Consider the following 20,882-nt stretch of genomic DNA (forward strand, 5'->3'; position numbering starts at 1 on the left):
CTCCGGTGGGACAGCCCCTCGGGCCTGATCTTCCGCCGCCTGATGGAGGTGGACGAGGAGTTTCTCATCACCGTCGAGCAATCGGTCGAAAACCCGACGGAAACGGCAGTGCGCGCCCAGCCCTACGCCATCGTCAACCGCCACGGCCTGCCCGATCTGACGAACTTCTTCGTCATCCACGAGGGCGTCATCGGCCAGCACGGCGGCGAGCTGGTGATCGAGGATTACGACAACGTCACCGACTTCACCGGCGCGGGCGAGGTCTTCGAGGATGTCACCGACGGCTGGATCGGCTTCACCGACCACTACTGGATGACAAACCTCATCCCCGAGCCCGGCAAACCCGCCACGCTCTCGGTCAGCTATCTCACGCGCGGCGACATCTACCAGACGCTCACCAAGCAGCCGACGCAAGACATCGCCCCCGGCGCCACCGTATCCTCCCGCAGCCACCTCTTCGCCGGGGCGAAGGAGTGGGAGGTGATCAAGCACTACCAGGACGATCTCGGCTTCGTCGATTTCGTGAACACGGTCGACTGGGGCTGGTTCTTCTTCCTCACCAAGCCGATCTTCCGGGGCCTGCACTTTCTCTACGGCCTCATCGGCAACATGGGCCTCGCGATCATCGCGCTGACCTTCTTGATCAAGGCAATCCTCTTCCCGCTGGCCTACAAGAGCTACGTCTCGATGGCCAAGATGAAAGAGCTTCAGCCCGAGATGGAAAAGCTGAAGGAGCGCGCAGGCGACGACCGCCAGAAGATGCAGCGCGAGATGATGGCGCTCTACAAGAAGGAAAAGGTCAATCCGGCCTCCGGCTGCCTGCCGATCCTTCTGCAGATCCCGATCTTCTTCTCGCTCTACAAGGTGATCTTCGTCACGCTCGAATTGCGGCAGGCCGCCTTCTTCGGCCCCTTCCGCGACCTCTCGCAGCCTGACCCGACCTCGCTCTTCAACCTCTACGGCCTGCTGCCCTGGGCCAACCCCGAGCCGGGCTCGATCATGGCGCTGATCTTCATCGGTATCCTGCCGCTGCTGCTCGGCATCTCGATGTGGCTCCAGCAAAAGCTGAACCCGGCGCCCACCGACCCGACGCAGCAGATGATCTTTGCCTGGATGCCCTGGGTGTTCATGTTCATGCTCGGCGGCTTCGCCTCCGGCCTCGTGGTCTACTGGATCGCGAACAACACGATCACCTTCATCCAGCAGTATACGATCATGCGGACCCACGGGCACAAGCCCGACGTGTTCGGCAACATCAAGCAGAGCTTCAAGAAGAAGCCCAAGGGCGACGCGGCCAACGCGAACGCCAAGCCGGACAGCAAGAAGTGACGGGCCAACTGGCCCAGATCTGGCGCCACCCGATCAAGAGCCACGGGCGCGAGCGCGTGGCCGGGGTGGCGCTGGAAGCGGGCCAGTCCATGCCGTGGGACAGGCGCTGGGCCATCGCCCATGAAGACAGCGCCTTCGAGGGCGATTGGGTGAAGTGCAGCAACTTCGCCATCACCACCCACCGCCCCCGGCTCTGCCCCTTCAACATCACGCTCACCGAGGGCGACGCGCCCGAAGCCCACGTCACCCACACCGACCTCGGCGAAATGCGTTTTCACCCCGACCGCCCGGATGAGGCCGCCCGCTTCGTGGAGTGGGTCGCCCCGCTCTCGCCCGAAGGGCTGCCAAAGCCCGCGCGCCTCGTCAGCCTGCCCGGGCGCGGCTTCACCGACAGTGAGTTTCCCTCGGTCACGCTCTTCTCCATGGCCAGCCACCGCGCGGTGGAAGACGCCCTCGGCCAGCAGATCACCCCGCTGCGCTGGCGCGGCAACCTCTGGGTCGAGGGGCTGGAGGCCTGGGAAGAGTTCGACTGGATCGGCCGCGAGATTCGCGTCGGCAATGCGGTGCTGCGCGGCGTCGAGCGCACCCAGCGCTGCCCGATGACCATGACCAACCCCGAAACCGGCGCGCGTGACGTGCCCACCGTCAAAACCCTCGCCAGCACCTTCGGCCACAAGGATTTCTCGATCCGCTGCGAAGTGATCGAAGGCGGCGAGATCGCCGAAGGCAGCGCGGTGGCCCTCGCATGAGCACGCCGCTGCCCTTCCCCCTGGCCGAAGCGCCCGACGCGCCCTCAGAAGAGGCCGCGCGCAAGCTCTTCGCCGGTGAGATCGACTTCGTGAAAGGCGTGGTGGCGATGGACGGTCTGCCCCCGGCAGATCGCCTCGAGGTCTGCTTCGCCGGGCGCTCCAACGTGGGCAAATCCACTCTCATCAACGCGCTGACGGGCCGCCGCGCCCTCGCTCGCGCCTCCAACACCCCGGGCCGCACGCAGGAAATCAACTATTTCGACCTCGCCGCCCAGGCCTACCTCGTTGACCTGCCCGGCTACGGCTTCGCCAAGGCACCCATCCCGGTGGTCGAAAAGTGGCAGCGCCTGCTCAAGGCCTACCTGCAAGGCCGCGTCACCCTGCGCCGCGCCTTCGTGCTGATCGACAGCCGCCATGGCGTGAAAGCCGTCGATGAAGAGATCATGAGCCTGCTCGACAGTGCCGCCGTCACCTTTCAGGTGGTGATGACCAAGGCCGACAAGGTGAAGGAGAAAGACCGGGAAAAGGCCCTCGCCGCCACCCGCGCCGCCCTGCAAAAGCACCCTGCCGCCTTCCCCGAGATCGTCTCCACCAGCTCCGAAAAAGGCGACGGCATCGCCACCCTGCGCGCCATCGTCCGCCGGATCACGTTGGAGGGCTGAAGCCCGGGTCTCGCCCGCTCAGTTTTGCAAGATGCAACTCATCTCGGTGCCCTCCGGGTCCGGCTCCCGGTAGCTGGCCTCCTCGCCCTTGATCCAGATTTCCCGCCCGAAACTTCCCATGTAGCGGCTGCCCGACGCCGCCGGGGTGAGGGTGCCCACATCAATGCTGTCACCCCGCTCAAACCGCAGGCTGGGCAGTTCGGTGTCGAAGAACATGGTCACCACCTCATTCGCCGGGTTGCCGTCACAGGCCCAGACCGCCGTGTTCGTGGGCTGCTCCAGCATCCACGTCGCCACCAGCTCGGCCTCGCGGCGCAAATAGCTCTGCTCCACGCAGGCGGCCACGTTCTCGGTCTTCCAGCATTCGTCCCGCCCGCCGATCCAGCCGCGCTGGACGGCCTTCAGCTCGGCCACCGCATCCTCCGCCCCGGCATCGAGGCTTTCGGCGGCGCTGAGGGCGGCGGCATAGCGCGCGGCCACCCGATCATCCAGCGCGCCCAGGCGGGCGTCCGAGCACACCAGCTTCTCAGCAGAGCTTTCCGCCTTCGCGCAGTCGAAACTCTGTGCCGTGGCAGGGGCGGTGAGGCAAAGGACGAAGGCGAGGGCAAGGCGCATGGTCGTATCTCCGGGGTTGAATACCCCCAGCATAGCACAGCCCGCCGCACCACGTCGCGCCCCTCAGGCCACCCGCACCCCGGCCACCCAGGTGCCCAGCACCCGGCCCTCCATCCGCGCGCCATCAAACGGCGTGTTCTTCGACTTCGAGCGCAGCGTGCTGCGGTCAAGCATGAAGGGCGCATGGGGATCGAACAGCACAAGATCGGCAGGCGCGCCCTTCGCCAGCCGCCCCGAGGGCAGCCCGAGGCGGCGGGCCGGGTTCAGCGCCATCGCCCGGAACAGCTGCGGCAGCGAGAGCTGCCCGGCGTGCAGCAGGCGCATGGCGGCGGGCAGCAGCGTTTCCAGCGCCACCGCGCCCGAGGCCGCCTCTTCGAAGGGCAGGCGCTTGCTCTCCTCGTCCTGCGGCGTGTGCATCGAGGAGATCACGTCGATCAGCCCGCTGCCCACCGCCTCCACCATCGCCAGCCGGTCCTCCTCGTCGCGCAAGGGCGGCTTCAGTTTGAAGAAGGTGCGATAGTCGCTGAGGTCATTCACGTTGAGCGTCAGGTGGTGGATCGAAACACCGGCAGTAATGTCGAACCCATTGCCCTTGGCCCGCTCCAGCGGCGGCAGGGCGCGGGCGGCGGACAGCTGGTCGAAGTGGTAGCGCGCGCCGGTCATCTCGACCATGGCAATGTCACGATCCACCCCCATCCGCTCGGCCATCGGGCTCACGGCGGGCAACCCCATCAGCGTGGCCAGCTTGCCCGAGGTCGCGGCGGCCCCCTTCGAAAGCGTCGGTTCCTGCGGATGGCCCACGACCAGCGCGTCGATCTCACGGGCATAGGAGAGCGCGCGGGCGAGCACCTTGGTATCGGCCACCACGTGGTCGCCATCCGAAAACGCCAGCGCACCCGCGTCCTTCAGGAAGGACAGCTCGGCCATCTCCCGGCCCTCGCGGTTCTTCGTGAGCGTCGCCATCGCATGAATGCGCACCGGCGCCGCCTCACCGGCGCGGCGGGTGACAAACTCCAGCGTCTCGGGGCTGTCGATCGCTGGCAGGGTGTCGGGGCGCATGATGATCGTCGTCACCCCGCCCGCCGCCGCAGCCGCGCCCGCCGACTTGAAGCTTTCCTTGTGCCGCTCCCCCGGCTCGCAGATCTTCACGCCGAGGTCCACAATGCCGGGCGCCAGCACCTTGCCGCCCCCATCCACCACCTCGGCCCCCTCAGGCGCCGCCATCGGCCCCAGCGCGACGTCGGCAATCACCCCGTCCTTCACCAACAGGTGGCCCGCCCCCTCGGTCAGCGCCTCGGGGTCGATCAGGGTGACATTTGTAAACAGCGTGCAGGTCATGGAGCTTCCTTAAGGGCCTTTTCCACCAGAGCAAAGACCGCCGCGCCATCCTCGATGTTCTCGAAGCCTGCGCCACGCGCTGGAGCACTGGCCCCAGGCGTGTAGGAGCCGCGTATCCAGAGTGTCTCGCCATGGGGGGTCCGCTGGAGCTGGAATCCCGGCTGAAGGGTGTAAGACGTCATGCCTCGCAGCCCGAAGAGGCCGCTGCCGATGATCGCGCGGCGGTTGGTCAGGGTGTAGGTGCTGCAATTCCGCCGGTATCTGCGCCACAGGGGGATACCGATGAACAGAAACAGCCCAAACGGCAGGCAGACCCCTGCGCCGACAAGCCCGAGCAGCGCGCCGTTTGACTTGTCCGAGAACTTGCCCGCCAAGACGAGGCCCAGAAGAGCAAGGCCAACAGCGGTGAACGCAACACCAACGGTTCCGGCAGTGCGATCCTCGGCGGAGATGCCCTTTGCCGATACAGGGCGGCCCTGCCAGAGAATGCGCTCCCCCGGCATGAGCCAGCCCTGCCACGCGTCAGTCAGGGCATCGCCTTCCCCCTCCGACACGAACCGCGAATGTGGTGCTTCGCTCAAGCCGCACTCCTCCGGGCCTTCCGAATCAGGTCGAGCACCGCAGCCCCATTTTCGAGATTCTCGAAACCGGCCTGCGGCCATTGGCGCCCCACGACCTTCCTGAAGTCCAACAGAAAGATGCTCGGGCCAAGCCAGATCGTGTCGAGATCGCCGTCGCTTTGCATCACCACGTCCTGCGTTACCCGGTACTCCCGAACGAAAGGAGATCCGAACAGGCGCGTTGCGATGAAGGCGCGCTGATCTGTCAGCAGGTATTCGCTCCGGCTGCGAAGCCACGCCCGCAGCAAGAGCCGTCCACCCATCAGGTAGAAGGCCGCTGCCAGCAAATAGAGCCCGAAACCCAGGTGGCCCAAGAGTCCTATGCCGGCATTCTCCGGATCATTCAGCCAGAGAAAGCCGAAGCCGACCAGAAAGGCCAACCCGGGCATGCCCACAAGCAACTCGATCACATCCTGCTGAGAGATACTGAAGGCCCGCGCCGGGCGCCCTTGCCAGACAACGCGCTCACCGTCCCGCAGGCGCGGTGGCCAGTGTTGCGAAGAAAAGATCACCCCGCCTCCCTCAATGCCTTCCGCGCCAGCCCCATCACCTTGGCGCCATCCTCGATCAGCTCGAAGCCGATGCGCTTGCTGTAGGTCCGCTTGAAACCGTTCTTGTTGCGGCGGGTGTAGGTGGCGGAGGCAAACCACAGCGTGTCGCCCTGCGCGCTCTGCTCCAGCTCGAGGGTGTCGGTCAGCGCGTAGCTCTTCAGCTTGCGCTGGCCCATCACCTCGGTGGCAATGAAGCCCCGCTTGTTGGTCAGCGTGTAATTGGTGTGCCGCCGCTGGTAGGCCCGCCAGAAGAACTTTCCGAACACCATGTAAAGCCCGATGGCGAGGAACGGCAGGCCGAAGAGCGGGAAGAAATGGAAGATGCCCGGCGCATTCCGCCCCGGCGACATCGAAGAGGCCATCGAAATCCAGAAAATGGCAAAACCGGCGAAGAAGAGGCCAAACAGGCTCTCCGGAAGGTCCGAGGCCCGCACCACGACGGCAGCCGAGGGGCGGCCCTGCCACAAAATCTCCTCGTCCTCATCCAGCAGCCCGCCCCAGCCCGGCGGGTGCTTGCCATACCACTCCGGTTTGTCGCTCACGCCCTGTCCTCCGTCTTCCCGCCGTCCATCTCCGCCAGCGCCATCGCCCTGCGGCCAGTCTCAATCTGCGCAATCCAGCTGAGGATGCTCTTCCACCCCGGCGGCACCGCATCCATCAGGGGCGCCCCCGGATCGCGGCCAGCGCGGCCTCGGCCTGCTTCGCGTCCTCTTCGGTGAGGCCGTGAAAGCCCGTGGGGCGGGGGCGGATGGTGCGGCGCTGGCCCTTGGCATCGACGACGGTGCGGGGCTTGGGGTAATGAAACAGCACTTCCCAGCCATGCTTACCCCGATCCACCCGCTCGATCTTGCCCTTGGCGGCGATCTTCAGGCGCAGCATCCCGCCGTGCCCCTGGAGGATCAGCGCCCGGCCCTCGCTCACCCCGTAACGCACCCGCCGCGCCAGCCGCTTGCCCCAGAACGGCGCGAAGAGGGCGAAGGCAACGAAGAGCGCGGCGGAGAGCCCAACGAAGGTGATCCAGATGCCGAAAGCGCCCTCCATCTCATCGAGGTTGGCAAGCCCGATGGCGAGGAAGAAGGCGCAGATCAGCAGCGAGAGCCAGCCGAAGGCGGCAATCACACGATAGGCCCCGCCAAGGCGCAGCACCGCCGGTTTGCTCTGGCAGAGCAGGGTTTCGCCGGGGTTGAGCTGTGCCTCCATCCCGCTCATGGGCGCCCGCCCCCCGAGGCAAGAGCCGCGTTGATCCGGCGCGCCATGTCGCCGGGGTGCGCGAGATAGCGCGCCACCACCTTGCGGCCATCCGCGCGGATGATGAGCACGGCGCACAGCAATGTTGTTTTGACGCGGGCGATCTCGTGCAGCATCAGGTCCGTCACCAAACCGTCGTTGTCATGCAGCCGCAGCCTGTCGGGGTAAAGCACCCAACGCTCTCGCCGATGCCGCAGCCACTTCACGTGATCGTCGAAGACAAATCCCCAGAGCAGCGGGCTGATGAGGCAGACGATCAGGAGGCTGAGCCAAAAGGCCAGCGGATCGGCCTCGCGCAACCCGGTGGGCACGATGCCGAAGACAAGGCTCGTGAGCAGGCCGACGACGAAGAAGCGGAAAAGAAAGTTCCGGAAGGAGGGCGACCAGCTTGCCAGGGGCTCCACGCTCACAGGGCCTTCACCCGGTCGTGGAACGCCAGGTAGAGGTCGCGCAGCCGGTCATAGAGCCACTCGTGCTGCTCGGGCCAGCGGGACTGGTCGGTGGGGTCTTCGCCATGCTTGAAGACACGGATGGCCTGTTGTGTCCCGCCGAGTTCGGTCCAATCAAGACCATAGCCTATCTCAGCCTCTATTTCCGGCTGGAATTTTAAGAGTTCTTCGCGCCAGTCATGCGAGTTCGGCCCATTGAGTGTCAGCTCCACTTTCAGATTCTTGTTTTGGCTACTAATCACGGCGTTCAGATCGATACCGGATCGACCAACCGCGAATCCGGTCCACATTTGCGGCAACGGTTTCCGTGGTCGCAAAAGAGTGCTTTCGTGGGCCTCCTCCTTGTCGCGAATGAACTCTCGAAAAGCACCCCAGTATTGAAGGTAGAGCCGCTTAAGGTCGCTCAACTCGCCGCGTTCGCTGGCTTTACTGGAGCCCTCAGCCATCCGCGCCCAATCATCGGGCTCGACCACCACGTTGAAGCGCGGCGCGATCGGGCTGTTGTCGATGCGCCAGAGTTCCAGCTCGACGGCGAAGAAGCGGTGATCGTCGGCGGTGATGGTGTTCAGCCATGTCAGGGCGGTGCGGTGCTCTTCCCGCAGGTTCTCGCAGATCAGCACCACCGTCGCCGCCTTGAGGCCGCTGGCATAGGTCAGCAGCTTGCCGAAGTGGTCGTGATCCGAATGGCCATACTGGTTTTCGATCAGCACCGTGGCGTCACCCGCCTGATTCAGATCGCGGCAGACGATATCTGCCCGATACTTTCCAACCGGCACCTCGGTGGCCTCCAGCTCCAGCCCCTCGCGGCCCATGCCGAGGGATTCGGACAGGAGCGGAAGCTGGCTGGCCAGCCAGGGCGTGAAGTCTGTGGCTTCGTTGGGCCAGGTGCCGCGAATGTCGCGGATGCGGTGGAAGGTGCCGAGCTGGGTCATGCCGCCCGTTCGGCCTTCAGGTTTTGCGCAAGCAGGTCCATCGCCGCCATCCGCACGGCCACACCCATCTCCACCTGTTCGGTGATGACAGAGCGGGTCGGGTCATCCGCCGTGGCGCTGTCTATCTCCACGCCGCGGTTCATCGGGCCGGGGTGCATCACGATGGCATCAGGCGCGGCGTGGCGCAGCTTGTCGGCGTCCAGACCGTAGCGGTGAAAATACTCGCGCTCCGACGGGATGAAGCCGCCGTCCATCCGCTCGCGCTGGAGCCGCAGCATCATCACCACGTCGGCGCCTTTGAGACCTTCGGCCATGTCATGCGTCACCTCGCAACCCAGCTCGCGGAAGGCGGAGGGCACCAGCGTCGGCGGGCCGACAAGGCGCACGCGCGCCTCCATCCGGTTCAGCAGCATGATGTTGGAGCGCGCCACGCGGCTGTGGGCGACGTCGCCACAGATCGCCACGGTCAGCCGGTGCAGCCGCCCCTTGTGGCGGCGGATGGTGAGCGCATCCAGCAGCGCCTGCGTGGGGTGCTCGTGCCGCCCGTCGCCCGCGTTGAGCACCGCGCAGTTGACCTTCTGCGCCAGCAGGTCCACCGCGCCGCTGTGCGGGTGGCGCACCACCAGCAGGTCGGGGTGCATGGCGTTCAGCGTCAGGGCGGTATCCAGCAGGGTTTCACCCTTCTTGATCGAGCTGGCCTGCATCGCCATGTTCATCACATCCGCCCCCAGCCGCTTGCCCGCCAGCTCGAAGCTGGCCTGGGTGCGGGTGGAATTTTCGAAGAACATGTTCACCTGCGTCAGCCCGCGCAGCGCATCGGCGTGCTTCTCGCCAGAGCGGTTCATCTCCGCGTAGTGCTCGGCCAGATCGAGGATGGCGGTGATCTCGTCGGGGGCGAGGCTGGCGATGCCAAGCAGGTGTCTGGCGCGCAAGGTCATGGTCGGCTCCCCGGAAATATGCGCCACTGTATAGCAGGCTCGCACGGGGCGGCAACATGAGGTAAGCCGTGGGTATGGACGGGGATTTCGACCGAAACGCAATGTTGGCGGCGCTGGCCTGGCAGGTGGAGCTGGGGGCGGTGGATGCCATTGACGATGCCCCGGTGGACCGTTTCGAGGTGAAGCCGGAGCCCAAGGCCAAGCCCGCCGCCGCAGCCCCCGCGCCCCATGCGCCCGTCGTCACCCCCGAGGTGGACACCGTGGCCGAGGCCCGCGCCGCTGCGAAAGCGGCCGGGAGCCTCGAGGCCCTCGCCGCCGCGCAGGAGGCCTTCCCCCATTGCGAGCTGAAGCGCGGGGCGCGCAACTTCGTCTTTGCCGATGGCCGCCCCGAGGCGCGGGTGATGGTGATCGGCGAGGGGCCCGGCGCCGAGGAGGATGCGCAGGGCAAGCCCTTCGTCGGGCGCTCGGGGAAACTGCTCGACAAGATGTTCGCCGCCATCGGGCTGGCCCGGGATGCGGAGGAGGCCGAAGCCGCGCTCTACATCACCAACGTCGTCCCCTGGCGCCCGCCACAAAACCGCGACCCGGAGCCCGAAGAGCTGGCGATGATGCGCCCCTTCGTGGAGCGCCACATCGAACTCGCCTCCCCCGAGCTGATCGTGCTCATGGGCAACCCCGCCTGCGGCTCACTGCTGGGCAAGCGCGGCATCACCCGGCTGCGCGGCACCTGGCACGAGGTCAGCGGCGTGCCCGCCATGCCCATGTTCCACCCCTCCTTCCTGCTCCGCCGCCCGGAAATGAAACGCAACGCCTGGGCCGATCTGCTGACGGTGAAGGCGCGGCTGGAGGGACTGGGATGATCGACGCGCTTACCCTGCTGGCCTTCCTCCCCGCCGCGCTCGCGCTCAACCTCACCCCGGGGGCGGACATGATGTTCGTCCTCGCCCAGAGCCTCAAGGGCGGCCGCGCGCCTGCCATGGCCGCCAACCTCGGCATCGCGGCGGGCTGCATCGTCAATGTCGCCGCCGCCGGCCTCGGCCTCGGCGCGCTCATCTCCGCCCTGCCCGGCGCCTTCGAGGTGATCCGCTGGGCCGGCGTCGCCTACCTCCTCTGGCTCGCCGTGGCCACTCTTCGCTCTGGCGGCCCCGGTCGCTCGAAGGCGCCGCCGCTCACCCCGGCCCGCGCCTTCCGCCAGGCCCTGCTGGTGAACGTGACCAACCCCAAGGTGATCCTGTTCATCCTCGCCTTCCTGCCGCAATTCGTCGATCCCGCCCGCGCTGTCCTGCCCCAGTTCCTCGCCCTCGGCACCGTCCTCGCAATGGGCGGCCTGCTCATCAACGGCGCCGTCGGCCTCGGCGCGGGTTCCCTCGGCCTCGCCCTCACCCGCTCGCCCCGCCTCACCCGCGCCCTCTCATGGATCACCGCCGGCATCTTCGGCGCCCTCGCCGCCCGCCTCGCCCTCATGGACCGCACATGACAGACCGCCCCTTCATTCCCACCCGCATCGCCGTGCTCACCGTCTCCGACACCCGCACCCCCGAGCAGGACCGCTCCGGCGACACCCTCGTCGCCCGGCTCGAAGCGGCAGGCCACATCCTCGCCGCCCGCACGATCCTGCCCGACGAGCACGGCGAGATCGCCAACCAGCTTCGGGCGTGGTGCGCCGACCCCGAGATCGATGTGATCCTCTCCACCGGCGGCACCGGCCTCACCGGGCGCGACGTGACGGTGGAGGCCCACCGCGATGTCTACGAAAAGGAAATCGAGGCCTTCGCGACCGTCTTCACCCATGTCTCCATGGCCAAGATCGGCACGAGCGCGGTGCAATCCCGCGCCACCGGGGGCGTGGCCAATGGCACCTACCTCTTCGCCCTCCCCGGCTCTCCGGGCGCCTGCAAGGACGCCTGGGACGAAATCCTGGTAAAGCAACTCGACTATCGCCACATGCCCTGCAACTTCGTAGAGATCATGCCCCGGCTGGACGAGCACTTGAAGCGGAAGAAATAGCCGCCACCCTGTTCATTTTCTTGCTGAAAATATCTCCGGGGGTCGCCATTGTGGCGCCATTGGTTCGAGCCCAATGGCGACGGGGGCAGCGCCCCCACTCCTGCCCTCACCACCGCTTCAACGCGTCCTCATCGGCCTCCACCGCCGCCACCCAGCCCGCACCTTCGCGCGTCAGCTCCTTCTTCCAGAAGGGCGCGCGAGACTTCAGGTAGTCCATCAAAAACTCCGCCGCCTCGAAGGCCGCAACCCGATGCGCCGAGGCCGTCGCCACCATCATGATCTGCGCCCCCGGCTCCAGCCGCCCGTGGCGGTGAATCACCAGCGCGCCCGTCAGCGGCCAACGGCCCTGCGCCTCCTCCACGATCCCGGCAATCGCCTTTTCGGTCATGCCCGGATAATGCTCGATCTCCATCGCCTCCAGCCCGCCCGCCACGTCGCGGACAACGCCGGTAAAGCTCACCACCGCGCCCGCACCGTCCTGCGTTTGGGAAAAGCGGTTCAGTTCCGCCCCGGCGTCAAACGCTTCGGCCTGAACCCGAACCTCTCCCATCAGCCGCCCGTCATCGGCGGGAAGAAGGCCACCTCGCGCACGCCCTCAAGCGGCGCGTCGAAGTCCGAAAGCTCCTGGTCCAGCGCCACGCGCAGCGCGCTGACATCCTCAAAGGCAGCAGCATAGCGCGGCTCACGGGCGCGCAGTTCCTCCACCAGCCCGGCCACGGTGGCCGCCTCGGTCTGCACCGTCTCCTTCGGCACCCCGATCCGCTCGCGAACCCAGGCAAAATACAGCACATCAACCGTCATTTCGGGCCTTTCAGGAAGGGCAGCGCCTTGCGGAAGTAGTCCCAGCCAGTCACCAACGTCAGCCCGGCGGCGATCCACAGCACCCAGATGCCCGCCACCGTCGCCCAGCCCGCCGGCCCGTCGCGGAAGCGTGCCAGCCCGCCGGGCCCGCTGCCGCGATGCTCCAGCCAATCGAGGCCGGTGCCCAGGAACAGGATGGCAATCGCCACCATCTGCGCCGTGGTCTTCCACTTGGCGAGGTTCGTCACCTTCAACGTGCCCGCCGTGTCGCCCAGGAATTCGCGCAGCCCGCTGACGAACACCTCGCGGAACATGATCAGCGTTGCGGGCAGCAGGATCCACGGGTTCATGCCCGAGAAGCCGGTGATGACCAGAAGTGCGATCACCACCATCGCCTTGTCGGCGATCGGGTCAAGCATCGCGCCAATCTTGGTTTCCTGGCTCCACTTCCGCGCAAGCCAGCCATCGAAGAAGTCGGTCACGGCGGCGGCCATGAAGAGGACGAGGGCAAACCAGTCGGCCCAGGGCCGGTGGAAGTACAGGAACATCACCGCCACGCCAGGGGCGGCGAGCAGGCGCAGAACCGTCAGGATATTCGGGATCGTCCAGACCATCGCCACAGGTGTATCGCGTTGCTGGGGCGGCTGAAAGAGCCGTTCGCCGCGCGCTCACGGCAGCCCGAGCACCGCACGGTGCATTGATTAACGCCCGACATGTCGGCTGACATGTGCATAGGATGTGCATTGCCAGTGCATGGATTGTGGCCCTGTGCTGCGCAGGGTTAATTCCTATGGGTTAACACAAGGTGCGCGGCTCCGTAGGGTGGGCAATCTGCCCACCGCCACCCGCGCCACCTCACCCCTTTTCGTGGAAGAAGTCGTAGATCTTCTGCGCCAGCCCCTCGCTCACCCCGTCCACCGCCTTCAGGTCGGCAAGGTTGGCGCGGCTCACCGCCTTGGCCGAGCCGAAATGCGCCAGAAGCGCGCGTTTGCGAGTGGCCCCCACGCCCGGCACCTCGTCGAGCGGCGTCGCGGTCATCGACTTCGCCCGCTTGGCGCGATGGGTGCCGATGGCAAAACGGTGCGCCTCGTCGCGCATCCGCTGGACGAAATAGAGCACCGGGTCATTGTGGCGCAGCGCCATAACCCGTTGGCCAACCCGGTGAAATTCCTCCTTGCCGTGGTCCCGGTCCACCCCCTTGGCGACCCCGATGAAGGGCACGTCTTCCACCCCCAGCTCGGCCATGATCTCGGCCACCGCGCTCACCTGCCCCGCGCCACCATCGATCAGCAGCAGGTCGGGCCAGGCCACTGACTGGCGGTCCGGGTCTTCCTTCAGCAGACGTTTGAAGCGGCGCGAAAGCACCTCTTTCATCATCCCGAAGTCATCGCCCGGCACCAGATCCTCGCCCTTGATGTTGAACTTGCGATACTGGCTCTTCACCCAGCCGTCCGGCCCCATCACCACCATGCCACCAACGGCGTTGGTGCCTTGAATATGAGAGTTGTCGTAAATCTCGATGCGTTGCGGCGGGGCGGCCAGTTCGAAGGCTTCTGCCAGCCCTTTCAACAACTTGGACTGCGCGGCACTCTCGCTCATCTTGCGGGCGAGGCTCTCCCGGGCGTTGCGCAGCGCCCCCGCAACCAGCTCCGATTTCTCGCCGCGCTGGGGCACGTTGATCTCCACCTTGCGGCCCGCCGCCTCGGTGAGAAGCGCCTCCATCACCTCGCGGTCCTCGATGTCGTCGCTCAGCAGCACCAGCTTCGGGGGCTCCTTGGTGGAGTAGAACTGGCCGACAAAAGCCTGCAGCACCTCCGCCGGGCTCTCGGCTCCGCCGAGGCGCGGGTAGTAATCGCGATTGCCCCAGTTCTGACCGGCGCGGATGAAGAACACCTGAACGCAGGCCTGCCCGCCCTCCATGTGCAGCGCCATCACGTCGGCCTCGGGTGTGGAGCGCGGGTTGATGCCCTGAGCCGTTTGCAAGCTGGTCATGGCCCGAATCCGGTCACGCAACGCGGCGGCCCGCTCGAACTCCATCGCCTCGCTGGCTGCCTGCATCTGCTCGGCCAGCTGCTCCTGCACCTTGGTCGAGCGGCCCTGCAGGAAGCGCTCTGCATCGCCCACCAGCGCGCCATAGTCGGCCTCACTGATATGACCCACGCAAGGCGCAGAGCAGCGTTTGATCTGGTAAAGCAGGCAGGGCCGCGTACGGGTTTCAAAGGTGGCATCGGTGCAGTTGCGTAGCAGAAAGACCTTCTGCAACTGGTTCAGCGTGCGGTTCACCGCGCCCGCGCTGGCGAAGGGGCCGTAATAGGCGCCTTTCTCCTTCTTCGCGCCCCGGTGTTTCTTGATCTGCGGAAAGGCGTGATCCTTCGCCACGAGGATGTTGGGGAAGCTCTTGTCGTCGCGCAGCAGCACGTTGAACTTGGGCTTGAGCTGCTTGATGAGGTTCTGCTCCAGCAGCAGCGCCTCGGTTTCGGTCGCCGTGGTGAGAAACATCATCGAGGCGGTTTCGGAGATCATCCGCTCGATCCGGGGTGAGTGGCCGGTGGGCCGGGCATAGCTCGACACCCGCGCCTTGAGGTTGCGGGCCTTGCCGACATAGAGCACCCGGCTTTCGGCATCGAGCATCCGGTACACCCCCGGAGACCCGTCAAGGTGCCGCAATTGCTCCCGAATAACCGCGTGGCCCGTCTTCATGGCACCCACTTGATCTAGATCATGATTCCCCACCATGGCTGCAATGGTAGGTGGCCAAGAGCAAGAGGAAAGCTCTCCACCGTTTCTGTGGATAACTCTTGGGAGAAATTCAGGACGGTCGGGAATTTCCCTTGTTTATCGGCGGATTCCAGACTTTGCTCAAATTTTGGGCGCAAAACCAACGCACTGAAATCGCGAGAGAATTTTTAGTGTCCGCCATAAATTAATGATTTCATTAGATAAAATATGTCGGTTTTGTGACGGTGAACCGCACCTAGGATAACTCACGCTCGGCTCGCTCTCCTGACACCAATGTCAGCATCACCAGGCGACGTTACGGAAGCTCTCCACGTCGGGCGTCAGGAAACGACAACCACTAGATATGCCACGTAGAAAACGCTGAAAACGGCCCCGATCCACCGCCCCATATTCTGCCCCAAGAACACAAACGGTACCAGGATCAGCGACGCACCGAGCATGACCCAGAGGTCGAAGTGCAGGATCTCCGGATCCACCGGAATCGGACCGACAAAACTGGCGATGCCGATGATGGCCAGAAGGTTGAACATGTTGGAGCCGATGACATTGCCCAGCGCCACATCGGCCTGATTGCGCAGCGCCGCCATGACCGTAGTGGCCAGCTCCGGCAGGGAGGTGCCGATGGCAACCAGCGTGAGGCCGATCACGGTATCGGAAACACCCAGCACCTTGGCGATGCTCACAGAACTGTCGACCAGCAGGTCGGCTCCCAGCGGCAGACCGACGAGGCCGAGTACTGTGAAGACGCCGATCTTCCACCACGGCATCGACGGGTCGGCACCTTCAAGGTCGACCTCCTCGTCTGCGCCGTAGTCTTGGGTTTCCGTCGCACGGCGGTGGTTGCGGGCGGAGTGGAGCGCATCCCAGAGCACGCCCGAGAGCGCCGCCACCAGCACCAGCCCGTGCCACCAGCGGATCGGCCCGAAGAAGCAAGTGGCAATAAACAGCAGCGAGGCCGCGATCATGAACATGTAGCTGCGGCGGGTGTCGTGATCTCGGGTGGCGAGGGTCTTCATCAGTGCGGGCACGCCGAGAACCAGAAGAACATTGGCTATGTTGGAGCCCACCACGTTGCCCAGCGCCAGCCCGCCCGCATTGTCACGCACCGCGTTGACCGAGATCAGCAGCTCGGGGGCGGAGGTGCCGAAGGCGACGATCGTGAGTGAGACGATCAGGGCCGGAATGCCGAGCCGCAGCGCGATATTCACCGCACCGCGTACAAGCGCATCGCCCGCCAGAAGCAGGATCACGAGGCCCAGCCCCGCGATCAGGAGATCATAGGCCATGCGCTAGCTCTTTCCACAAGCACAGTCGCCCGTCCCGATCCGGTAGCTTCCGCACTTTGGGCATTTCTGGGCCGTCTCCACCCGCTTAGCCGGGGGCTTCTTCTTGGTGACCTTCTTCTTACCGAAAATGGCCAGCAGGCCCATGAAGGCCAGAAAGAGAATGACTGCCTTTAGGATCATCTAAAGCCCGAACCTTGCCCACATCGCGCGTTCTTCGACCGCACCCACTGCCCCGTTCATGGCCTCTGCGCCCAGCCGCCGCAAGAGCCCGCGCTTGGGGCCGTGCACGGCGAAGCGGGTTTTGTCGCCAAAGCGGGCCTTCATCGTGGGGATCAGGTGGCCAACCGCATCGGCAAGCCCCACCTCCACGGCCTGCTGGCCAACCCAGATGTCGCCGGTGAACAGATCGGCCTCTTCGGACAGCTTGGACCCCCGCCGCGCCTTCACCTGGTCGATGAAATTGCCGTGGATCATCTCTTGCAGCGCCTTGAGGCGGGCCACGTCTTCTTCCTTCTCGGGGCGGAACGGGTCCATGAAGCTCTTGGACTGCCCGGCGGTGTGCACCCGCCGCTCGATCCCGTGCTTGGCGATAAACTCCGTCAGCCCGAAGCTGGCGGAAATGACACCGATAGACCCGGTGATGGAATTGGCATCCACGATGATCTCATCACCCGCCGTGGCGAGCCAGTAGCCACCCGAGGCCGCCACATCCTCGACAAAGGCGAAGACCGGCACCTCTTTCTCTTCCGACAGACGCCGGATACGGGCAGCGATCAGCGCGCTTTGGGTGGGCGAGCCACCGGGGGAGTTGATCTGAAGCGCCACCGCCGCGGGCTTGCCCTTGCGAAAGGCCCGCTCGATGGGCGCGGCCATGCCCGCATCGGAGAGCCCACGCGCGCCGCTGCCGATGGCGCCCTGAAGGCGGATGACCGAGACAAGCGGCGGGGAGTCCATGTAGGGGATGAGATGGCGCATGAGCTTGCATGTATGTGCCTGACCGCACACAGACAACCCGCCGGAACAAAGGATATCGCACGGAGTCCCGACGTCATGGCGCGCGACCGGCGGCGGGGGCAACTGGCGGGGCGCCTAACGAATGGCCAGCCCGTCCTCACCGAAGAAATGCAGCGCCTCGCCCGGAAAGCCAAGGCTGATCGGCGCGCCCTCCTGCAAGTCGGAGTTGCCGGGCGCGCGCACGGTGATCTGCCCCGCCTCGCCCGCATCGACGATGACAAAGGTATCGGCACCGAGGTATTCGATCACATCGATCCTGCCCTCGCAGGTGCCGCCGCCCTCGCCAACGAGGATATGCTCGGGCCGGATGCCCACCTGCACCGCCCCCTCCGGCACCTCCTTCAGCGCCAGGGCTGGGGTGATCGGCATGACATTCATCTTGGGCGAGCCGATGAACTGCGCCACGAAGAGATTGGCGGGCCGCTCGTAAAGCTCGCGCGGGCTGCCGACCTGGGCGATCTTGCCGAATTCCAGAACCACGATCCTGTCGGCCAGCGTCATCGCCTCCACCTGGTCATGGGTGACGTAGATCATCGTGGTGGCGAGGGACTGGTGCAGCTTGGCGATCTCGTAGCGCATCTCCACCCGCAGGGCGGCATCCAGGTTGGAGAGCGGCTCGTCAAAGAGAAAGGCCGTGGGGTCGCGCACGATGCTCCGGCCAATCGCCACCCGCTGGCGCTGCCCGCCCGACAAGTCCTTGGGGCGCCGCTCAAGGTAGGGCTCAAGCTTAAGCACCCGCGCCGCCTCGTTCACCTTTTCCTCGATTTCGGCCTTGGGCGCGCCCGCCGTCTTGAGGCTGAACCCCATGTTCTCGCCCACCGACATATGCGGGTAGAGCGCATAGCTCTGGAACACCATCGAGAGGCCACGTTTGGAGGGCGGCGCGGCTGTCATATCCGCGCCGTCGATCATGATCTGCCCGCGCGAGGTTTCTTCCAGCCCGCCGATCATCCGCAGCAGAGTGGATTTTCCACAGCCCGAGGGGCCGACGAAGATGATGAACTCGCCATCGGCAATCGACAGGTCGACCCCCTTGATGACCTGCACCTCGCCATACCATTTTTCGACCGCCCTCAGCACGATGCTGCCCATGTGCTCCTCCCTGTTGTCGGTGATGCCCAGGCGAGCCACACCGCCGCCGTCCAGGTAAAGTTGCGCCCGCCCGCCGGGGCTCCGTCGCGCGGGTCGAAATATTCGGCAAAGCCGTTTTGAGCGATCATATCGCGGGTGTTCTCGGTGATCTTTCCCGCCCAGTCGCCGTGTCCCTGCTCCGCCAGCCCCTTGGCGATGAGCATGTTCAACATCGCCCAGACCGGCCCGCGCCAGTAGCGTTTGGGCTCATAAGCCGGGTGGGCCGGGTCGGTAGACGGAATGAAAAAGGGTTCCATCCCGCAGACACGCTCAAGATGCGGCAACATCCTGTCGCCCCCGACCCCCGCATACCAGCTAAGAAAGCTCGCATTGCTGACCACGCCCGAGTGCCTGCCCGCCCGCTCGTCATAGGTGTCATAGGTTCGGGCCTCTTCGTTCCAGAGCCGCTCGGCCCCGGCCTCCATCGCAACGATCCAGCCGTCGATCTCTCCGGTGTCCTTGTCGAAGCGCTCGGCCAGCGCCTTCAGGTCGCGGGTGGAGCGCAGGAGGGTGAAACTCATGGTCGGGTCCGCCACACGGAACGGGGTGACCTCGCGCAGATGCGCCTCATCCCAGCCGCAGTCTGCCCCCAGCTTCACCAGATGCAGGTAGCGGTCGTAATCCCAGCGTCTGGGCCGCTCCTCCTCCACCACGTGGGTGGTGTCGCGCCGGTAGTATTGCTCCACCCCCTCCGGCTCAATGGCGGCAAAGGGGCCGTCCCAATCCGGGCAATTGTCGCGCCCGGTTTCCCAGGGGTGGGTCACCACGATGGCCCCGCTCTCGTTGCGCCAGGTCATGAACCAGCGGTGCCAGTCCATAAGTTTGGGCAGCAGCGCCTCGGCCCGCGCGGCGTGGCCCGCGTCCATCTCCAGCAGCCAGCGCACGAAGGTGCCCGCAATCGGCGGCTGGCTGATGCCACTGGACGCAATCGGCCCGGTCCCCTGCCAGACGTCCGGCCCCGGAAAATAGCTCGGGTCAACCTTGTGAAACAGGATGTGCGGCACCATCCCGTTGGCCCACTGTCCCTTGAAGAGCGTTTCGATCTCTTGCCATGACCGCTCCATGTCATGCTCGGCAAAGCCCAGTGCGGCAAAGACCGAATCCCAGTTCCACTGGTAGGGGTAGAGCCCGTCGGTCGGAACCGTGTAGCCACCACGGTCGTTGCCCCTTAGTATGGCGCGGGCTTCCTCGTCTCGCGTCATCCCTTCACGCTCCCCGCCGTCAGCCCCTTGGTCATGAAGCGCTCGAGCCCGAGGAAGAGCACCATGATCGGGACGGTCGCAATCACCGCGCCTGCCATCAGATGCTGGCGCGGCACCTCGGAGCTGTTGAGGCTGGTGACGGCGCGGGTGAGGGTAAATTTCGACGGATCGTCCAACAGCATGAAGGCGAGCAGGAACTCGTTCCAGGCGATCATGAAAACGTAGAGCGACACGCTGGCCAGCGCGGGCAGCGCCAGCGGCAAAGTGATCTTCCAGATTACCGCGAGCCGCGAGAGCCCGTCCATCAGCCCGGCCTCCTCCACCTCGGCGGGCAAGCCACGGAAGTAGCCTTGCAGCATGTAGAGCGCCACGGGGATGGTGGTGACCGGATAGATAAGCACGATGCCGAAGACGGTGTTGCGCAGGCCCGCTTGGCTGAAAGCAATGTAGATCGGCAGGGCCAGCACGATCATCGGCACCATGTAGATCAGCAGAATCGAGCGCGAAAACGCCGCCCGCCCGGAAAAGCGCAACCGCGCCACCGCATAGGCCCCGGGCACGCTGAACAGCAGGGTGATGAAGACCGTCAGGCAGGAGATGTAGAAGCTCGTCCAGAGATAACGGCCAAAGTCGTACTGGCCGAAGAGCTCTGCATAGCTGCGAAACAGATCCCAGCCGCGCGACAGCTCTATCGAAAAGTCGAGCGGATTTTGTAGCAGCGCCTGCTGGTTCTTCAGCGAGGTCATCACCATCACGTAGAAAGGGATCACGACGATGGCGGTGAAGAAGATGTAGCCGAAGCCCGTGAGGAAGCGAATCACCGCATCCTCGAACTGGTGCCGCGTCAGGGGGCCAGCGTCGGGCACCTCCTCGAGGATAACCCGCATGGAGTAGCCAAAAAGCCCGCCGAGAAGGCCGTTCACCACCGCCACCCAGGCGGCCGAAACACCCTCGCCCGCCGCCACGGGCGCAAAGCCTGCAAAGCCGAGCACCCCTAGCGCCACCGCTGCCGCGCTCGCCGCCATCGGGGCGCCGGGCCGCAGCGCCACCGCGGCCCCGCCGACCAGCGCGCCCGTCACCAGCGCCAGCCAGAGCACCGGGCGGAAGGCGTCACCCGTGCCAAAGCTCACCGCCACCGCCACCGTAATGGCCAGCACCACCATCCACAGCGCCCCCAGAAGCGGGCCAGTTATAGCGCCACGCCAAAGCACGCTCATGCCCGCCCCCATTTTCTTGCTGAAAATATCTCCGGGGGGTGTGGGGGGCTGGCC

25 protein-coding genes are annotated in these 20,882 nt (G+C 65.4%); 6 read left to right on the forward strand and 19 right to left on the reverse strand.

From position 1 onward, the window contains the following. From yidC to yihA, 3 genes are all read left to right on the forward strand, one after another. Positions 1 to 1,329 (forward strand): membrane protein insertase YidC (gene yidC, locus DYI42_RS19370; protein ID WP_213548189.1); only part of this gene is annotated, 1,329 nt, incomplete at its 5' end. Continuing rightward, the gene (locus DYI42_RS19375; RefSeq protein WP_213548191.1) at positions 1,326 to 2,078 is read left to right on the forward strand and encodes an MOSC domain-containing protein; all 753 of its coding nucleotides are present in this window, start codon (positions 1,326 to 1,328) and stop codon (positions 2,076 to 2,078) included. The genes yidC and DYI42_RS19375, both read left to right, overlap by 4 nt. After that, positions 2,075 to 2,740: a ribosome biogenesis GTP-binding protein YihA/YsxC gene (yihA, locus tag DYI42_RS19380; RefSeq protein ID WP_213548193.1), complete on the forward strand. Its 666-nt coding sequence runs from the start codon at positions 2,075 to 2,077 to the stop codon at positions 2,738 to 2,740. The genes DYI42_RS19375 and yihA overlap by 4 nt, the downstream gene beginning before the upstream one ends. A gap of 18 nt (positions 2,741 to 2,758) precedes the next feature. On the opposite strand, the gene DYI42_RS19385 is transcribed toward yihA, so the two are convergent. The 9 genes from DYI42_RS19385 to DYI42_RS19425 all read right to left on the reverse strand — a co-directional run bounded on the left by DYI42_RS19385 (position 2,759) and on the right by DYI42_RS19425 (position 9,431). Beyond that, a complete protein-coding gene (locus tag DYI42_RS19385) occupies positions 2,759 to 3,355 on the reverse strand; it encodes an MliC family protein (protein WP_244868037.1) in 597 nt (198 codons plus the stop codon). A 63-nt stretch (positions 3,356 to 3,418) separates the two neighbouring features. Beyond that, positions 3,419 to 4,693 carry a dihydroorotase gene (pyrC, locus tag DYI42_RS19390; protein ID WP_213548197.1) on the reverse strand — a complete coding sequence of 425 codons (1,275 nt, stop codon included), beginning with the start codon at positions 4,691 to 4,693 and terminating at the stop codon, positions 3,419 to 3,421. Beyond that, positions 4,690 to 5,274, reverse strand: a complete 585-nt coding sequence (locus DYI42_RS19395; RefSeq protein WP_213548199.1) for a hypothetical protein — start codon at positions 5,272 to 5,274, stop codon at positions 4,690 to 4,692. Before DYI42_RS19395 ends, pyrC begins: the two co-directional genes overlap by 4 nt. Beyond that, positions 5,271 to 5,825, reverse strand: coding sequence for a hypothetical protein (locus DYI42_RS19400; protein WP_213548201.1), 555 nt, complete (start codon positions 5,823 to 5,825; stop codon positions 5,271 to 5,273). The genes DYI42_RS19395 and DYI42_RS19400 overlap by 4 nt, the downstream gene beginning before the upstream one ends. Beyond that, positions 5,822 to 6,406 (reverse strand): aspartate carbamoyltransferase catalytic subunit, encoded by a 585-nt coding sequence (locus tag DYI42_RS19405; protein WP_213548203.1) that lies wholly within the window; start codon positions 6,404 to 6,406, stop codon positions 5,822 to 5,824. The genes DYI42_RS19400 and DYI42_RS19405 overlap by 4 nt, the downstream gene beginning before the upstream one ends. A gap of 115 nt (positions 6,407 to 6,521) precedes the next feature. Further along, entirely contained in the window at positions 6,522 to 7,073 is a 552-nt protein-coding gene (locus tag DYI42_RS19410; protein WP_213548205.1) for a hypothetical protein, read from the reverse strand. Beyond that, positions 7,070 to 7,522: a hypothetical protein gene (locus DYI42_RS19415; protein WP_213548206.1), complete on the reverse strand. Its 453-nt coding sequence runs from the start codon at positions 7,520 to 7,522 to the stop codon at positions 7,070 to 7,072. The genes DYI42_RS19410 and DYI42_RS19415 overlap by 4 nt, the downstream gene beginning before the upstream one ends. Further along, positions 7,519 to 8,493, reverse strand: a complete 975-nt coding sequence (locus DYI42_RS19420) for a DUF4268 domain-containing protein (protein ID WP_213548208.1) — start codon at positions 8,491 to 8,493, stop codon at positions 7,519 to 7,521. The genes DYI42_RS19415 and DYI42_RS19420 overlap by 4 nt, the downstream gene beginning before the upstream one ends. After that, the gene (locus tag DYI42_RS19425; RefSeq protein ID WP_213548210.1) at positions 8,490 to 9,431 is read right to left on the reverse strand and encodes an aspartate carbamoyltransferase catalytic subunit; all 942 of its coding nucleotides are present in this window, start codon (positions 9,429 to 9,431) and stop codon (positions 8,490 to 8,492) included. Before DYI42_RS19425 ends, DYI42_RS19420 begins: the two co-directional genes overlap by 4 nt. A gap of 74 nt (positions 9,432 to 9,505) precedes the next feature. Between DYI42_RS19425 and DYI42_RS19430 the strand changes: the two genes are divergently transcribed. The 3 genes from DYI42_RS19430 to moaB are packed head-to-tail and all read left to right on the forward strand — an operon-like array spanning position 9,506 to position 11,438. Then, entirely contained in the window at positions 9,506 to 10,291 is a 786-nt protein-coding gene (locus DYI42_RS19430; protein WP_213548228.1) for a uracil-DNA glycosylase, read from the forward strand. Then, on the forward strand, positions 10,288 to 10,908 hold the full coding sequence (locus DYI42_RS19435; RefSeq protein WP_213548212.1) for a LysE family translocator: 621 nt from the start codon (positions 10,288 to 10,290) through the stop codon (positions 10,906 to 10,908). The genes DYI42_RS19430 and DYI42_RS19435 overlap by 4 nt, the downstream gene beginning before the upstream one ends. Further along, on the forward strand, positions 10,905 to 11,438 hold the full coding sequence (gene moaB / locus DYI42_RS19440) for a molybdenum cofactor biosynthesis protein B (RefSeq protein WP_213548213.1): 534 nt from the start codon (positions 10,905 to 10,907) through the stop codon (positions 11,436 to 11,438). The genes DYI42_RS19435 and moaB overlap by 4 nt, the downstream gene beginning before the upstream one ends. Before the next feature lie 106 nt (positions 11,439 to 11,544). Here the strand turns inward: moaB and DYI42_RS19445 are convergent, their stop codons facing one another. The 10 genes from DYI42_RS19445 to DYI42_RS19490 all read right to left on the reverse strand — a co-directional run bounded on the left by DYI42_RS19445 (position 11,545) and on the right by DYI42_RS19490 (position 20,828). After that, on the reverse strand, positions 11,545 to 11,988 hold the full coding sequence (locus DYI42_RS19445) for a molybdenum cofactor biosynthesis protein MoaE (protein WP_213548214.1): 444 nt from the start codon (positions 11,986 to 11,988) through the stop codon (positions 11,545 to 11,547). After that, entirely contained in the window at positions 11,988 to 12,239 is a 252-nt protein-coding gene (gene moaD / locus DYI42_RS19450) for a molybdopterin converting factor subunit 1 (RefSeq protein WP_213548215.1), read from the reverse strand. Before moaD ends, DYI42_RS19445 begins: the two co-directional genes overlap by 1 nt. Further along, a complete protein-coding gene (gene pgsA, locus DYI42_RS19455; RefSeq protein ID WP_213548216.1) occupies positions 12,236 to 12,853 on the reverse strand; it encodes a CDP-diacylglycerol--glycerol-3-phosphate 3-phosphatidyltransferase in 618 nt (205 codons plus the stop codon). Before pgsA ends, moaD begins: the two co-directional genes overlap by 4 nt. Before the next feature lie 241 nt (positions 12,854 to 13,094). Continuing rightward, a complete protein-coding gene (uvrC, locus tag DYI42_RS19460) occupies positions 13,095 to 14,939 on the reverse strand; it encodes an excinuclease ABC subunit UvrC (RefSeq protein WP_440870653.1) in 1,845 nt (614 codons plus the stop codon). A 359-nt stretch (positions 14,940 to 15,298) separates the two neighbouring features. Next, entirely contained in the window at positions 15,299 to 16,264 is a 966-nt protein-coding gene (locus DYI42_RS19465; protein ID WP_213548218.1) for a calcium/sodium antiporter, read from the reverse strand. Positions 16,265 to 16,267: 3 nt separating this feature from the next. Beyond that, positions 16,268 to 16,444, reverse strand: a complete 177-nt coding sequence (locus DYI42_RS19470) for a hypothetical protein (RefSeq protein ID WP_213548220.1) — start codon at positions 16,442 to 16,444, stop codon at positions 16,268 to 16,270. Further along, complete coding sequence (locus tag DYI42_RS19475) at positions 16,445 to 17,239, reverse strand: S49 family peptidase (protein ID WP_213548222.1); 795 nt, start codon at positions 17,237 to 17,239, stop codon at positions 16,445 to 16,447. A gap of 114 nt (positions 17,240 to 17,353) precedes the next feature. Continuing rightward, positions 17,354 to 18,370: an ABC transporter ATP-binding protein gene (locus DYI42_RS19480; protein ID WP_213548224.1), complete on the reverse strand. Its 1,017-nt coding sequence runs from the start codon at positions 18,368 to 18,370 to the stop codon at positions 17,354 to 17,356. Further along, the gene (locus DYI42_RS19485) at positions 18,352 to 19,611 is read right to left on the reverse strand and encodes an MGH1-like glycoside hydrolase domain-containing protein (RefSeq protein WP_213548226.1); all 1,260 of its coding nucleotides are present in this window, start codon (positions 19,609 to 19,611) and stop codon (positions 18,352 to 18,354) included. The genes DYI42_RS19480 and DYI42_RS19485 overlap by 19 nt, the downstream gene beginning before the upstream one ends. Then, positions 19,608 to 20,828, reverse strand: coding sequence for a carbohydrate ABC transporter permease (locus tag DYI42_RS19490; RefSeq protein ID WP_213548230.1), 1,221 nt, complete (start codon positions 20,826 to 20,828; stop codon positions 19,608 to 19,610). The genes DYI42_RS19485 and DYI42_RS19490 overlap by 4 nt, the downstream gene beginning before the upstream one ends. Between the last annotated feature and the right edge of the window lie 54 nt (positions 20,829 to 20,882).

The sequence above is a fragment of the Vannielia litorea genome (genome assembly GCF_018424695.1).
Lineage (GTDB): Bacteria > Pseudomonadota > Alphaproteobacteria > Rhodobacterales > Rhodobacteraceae > Vannielia > Vannielia litorea_A.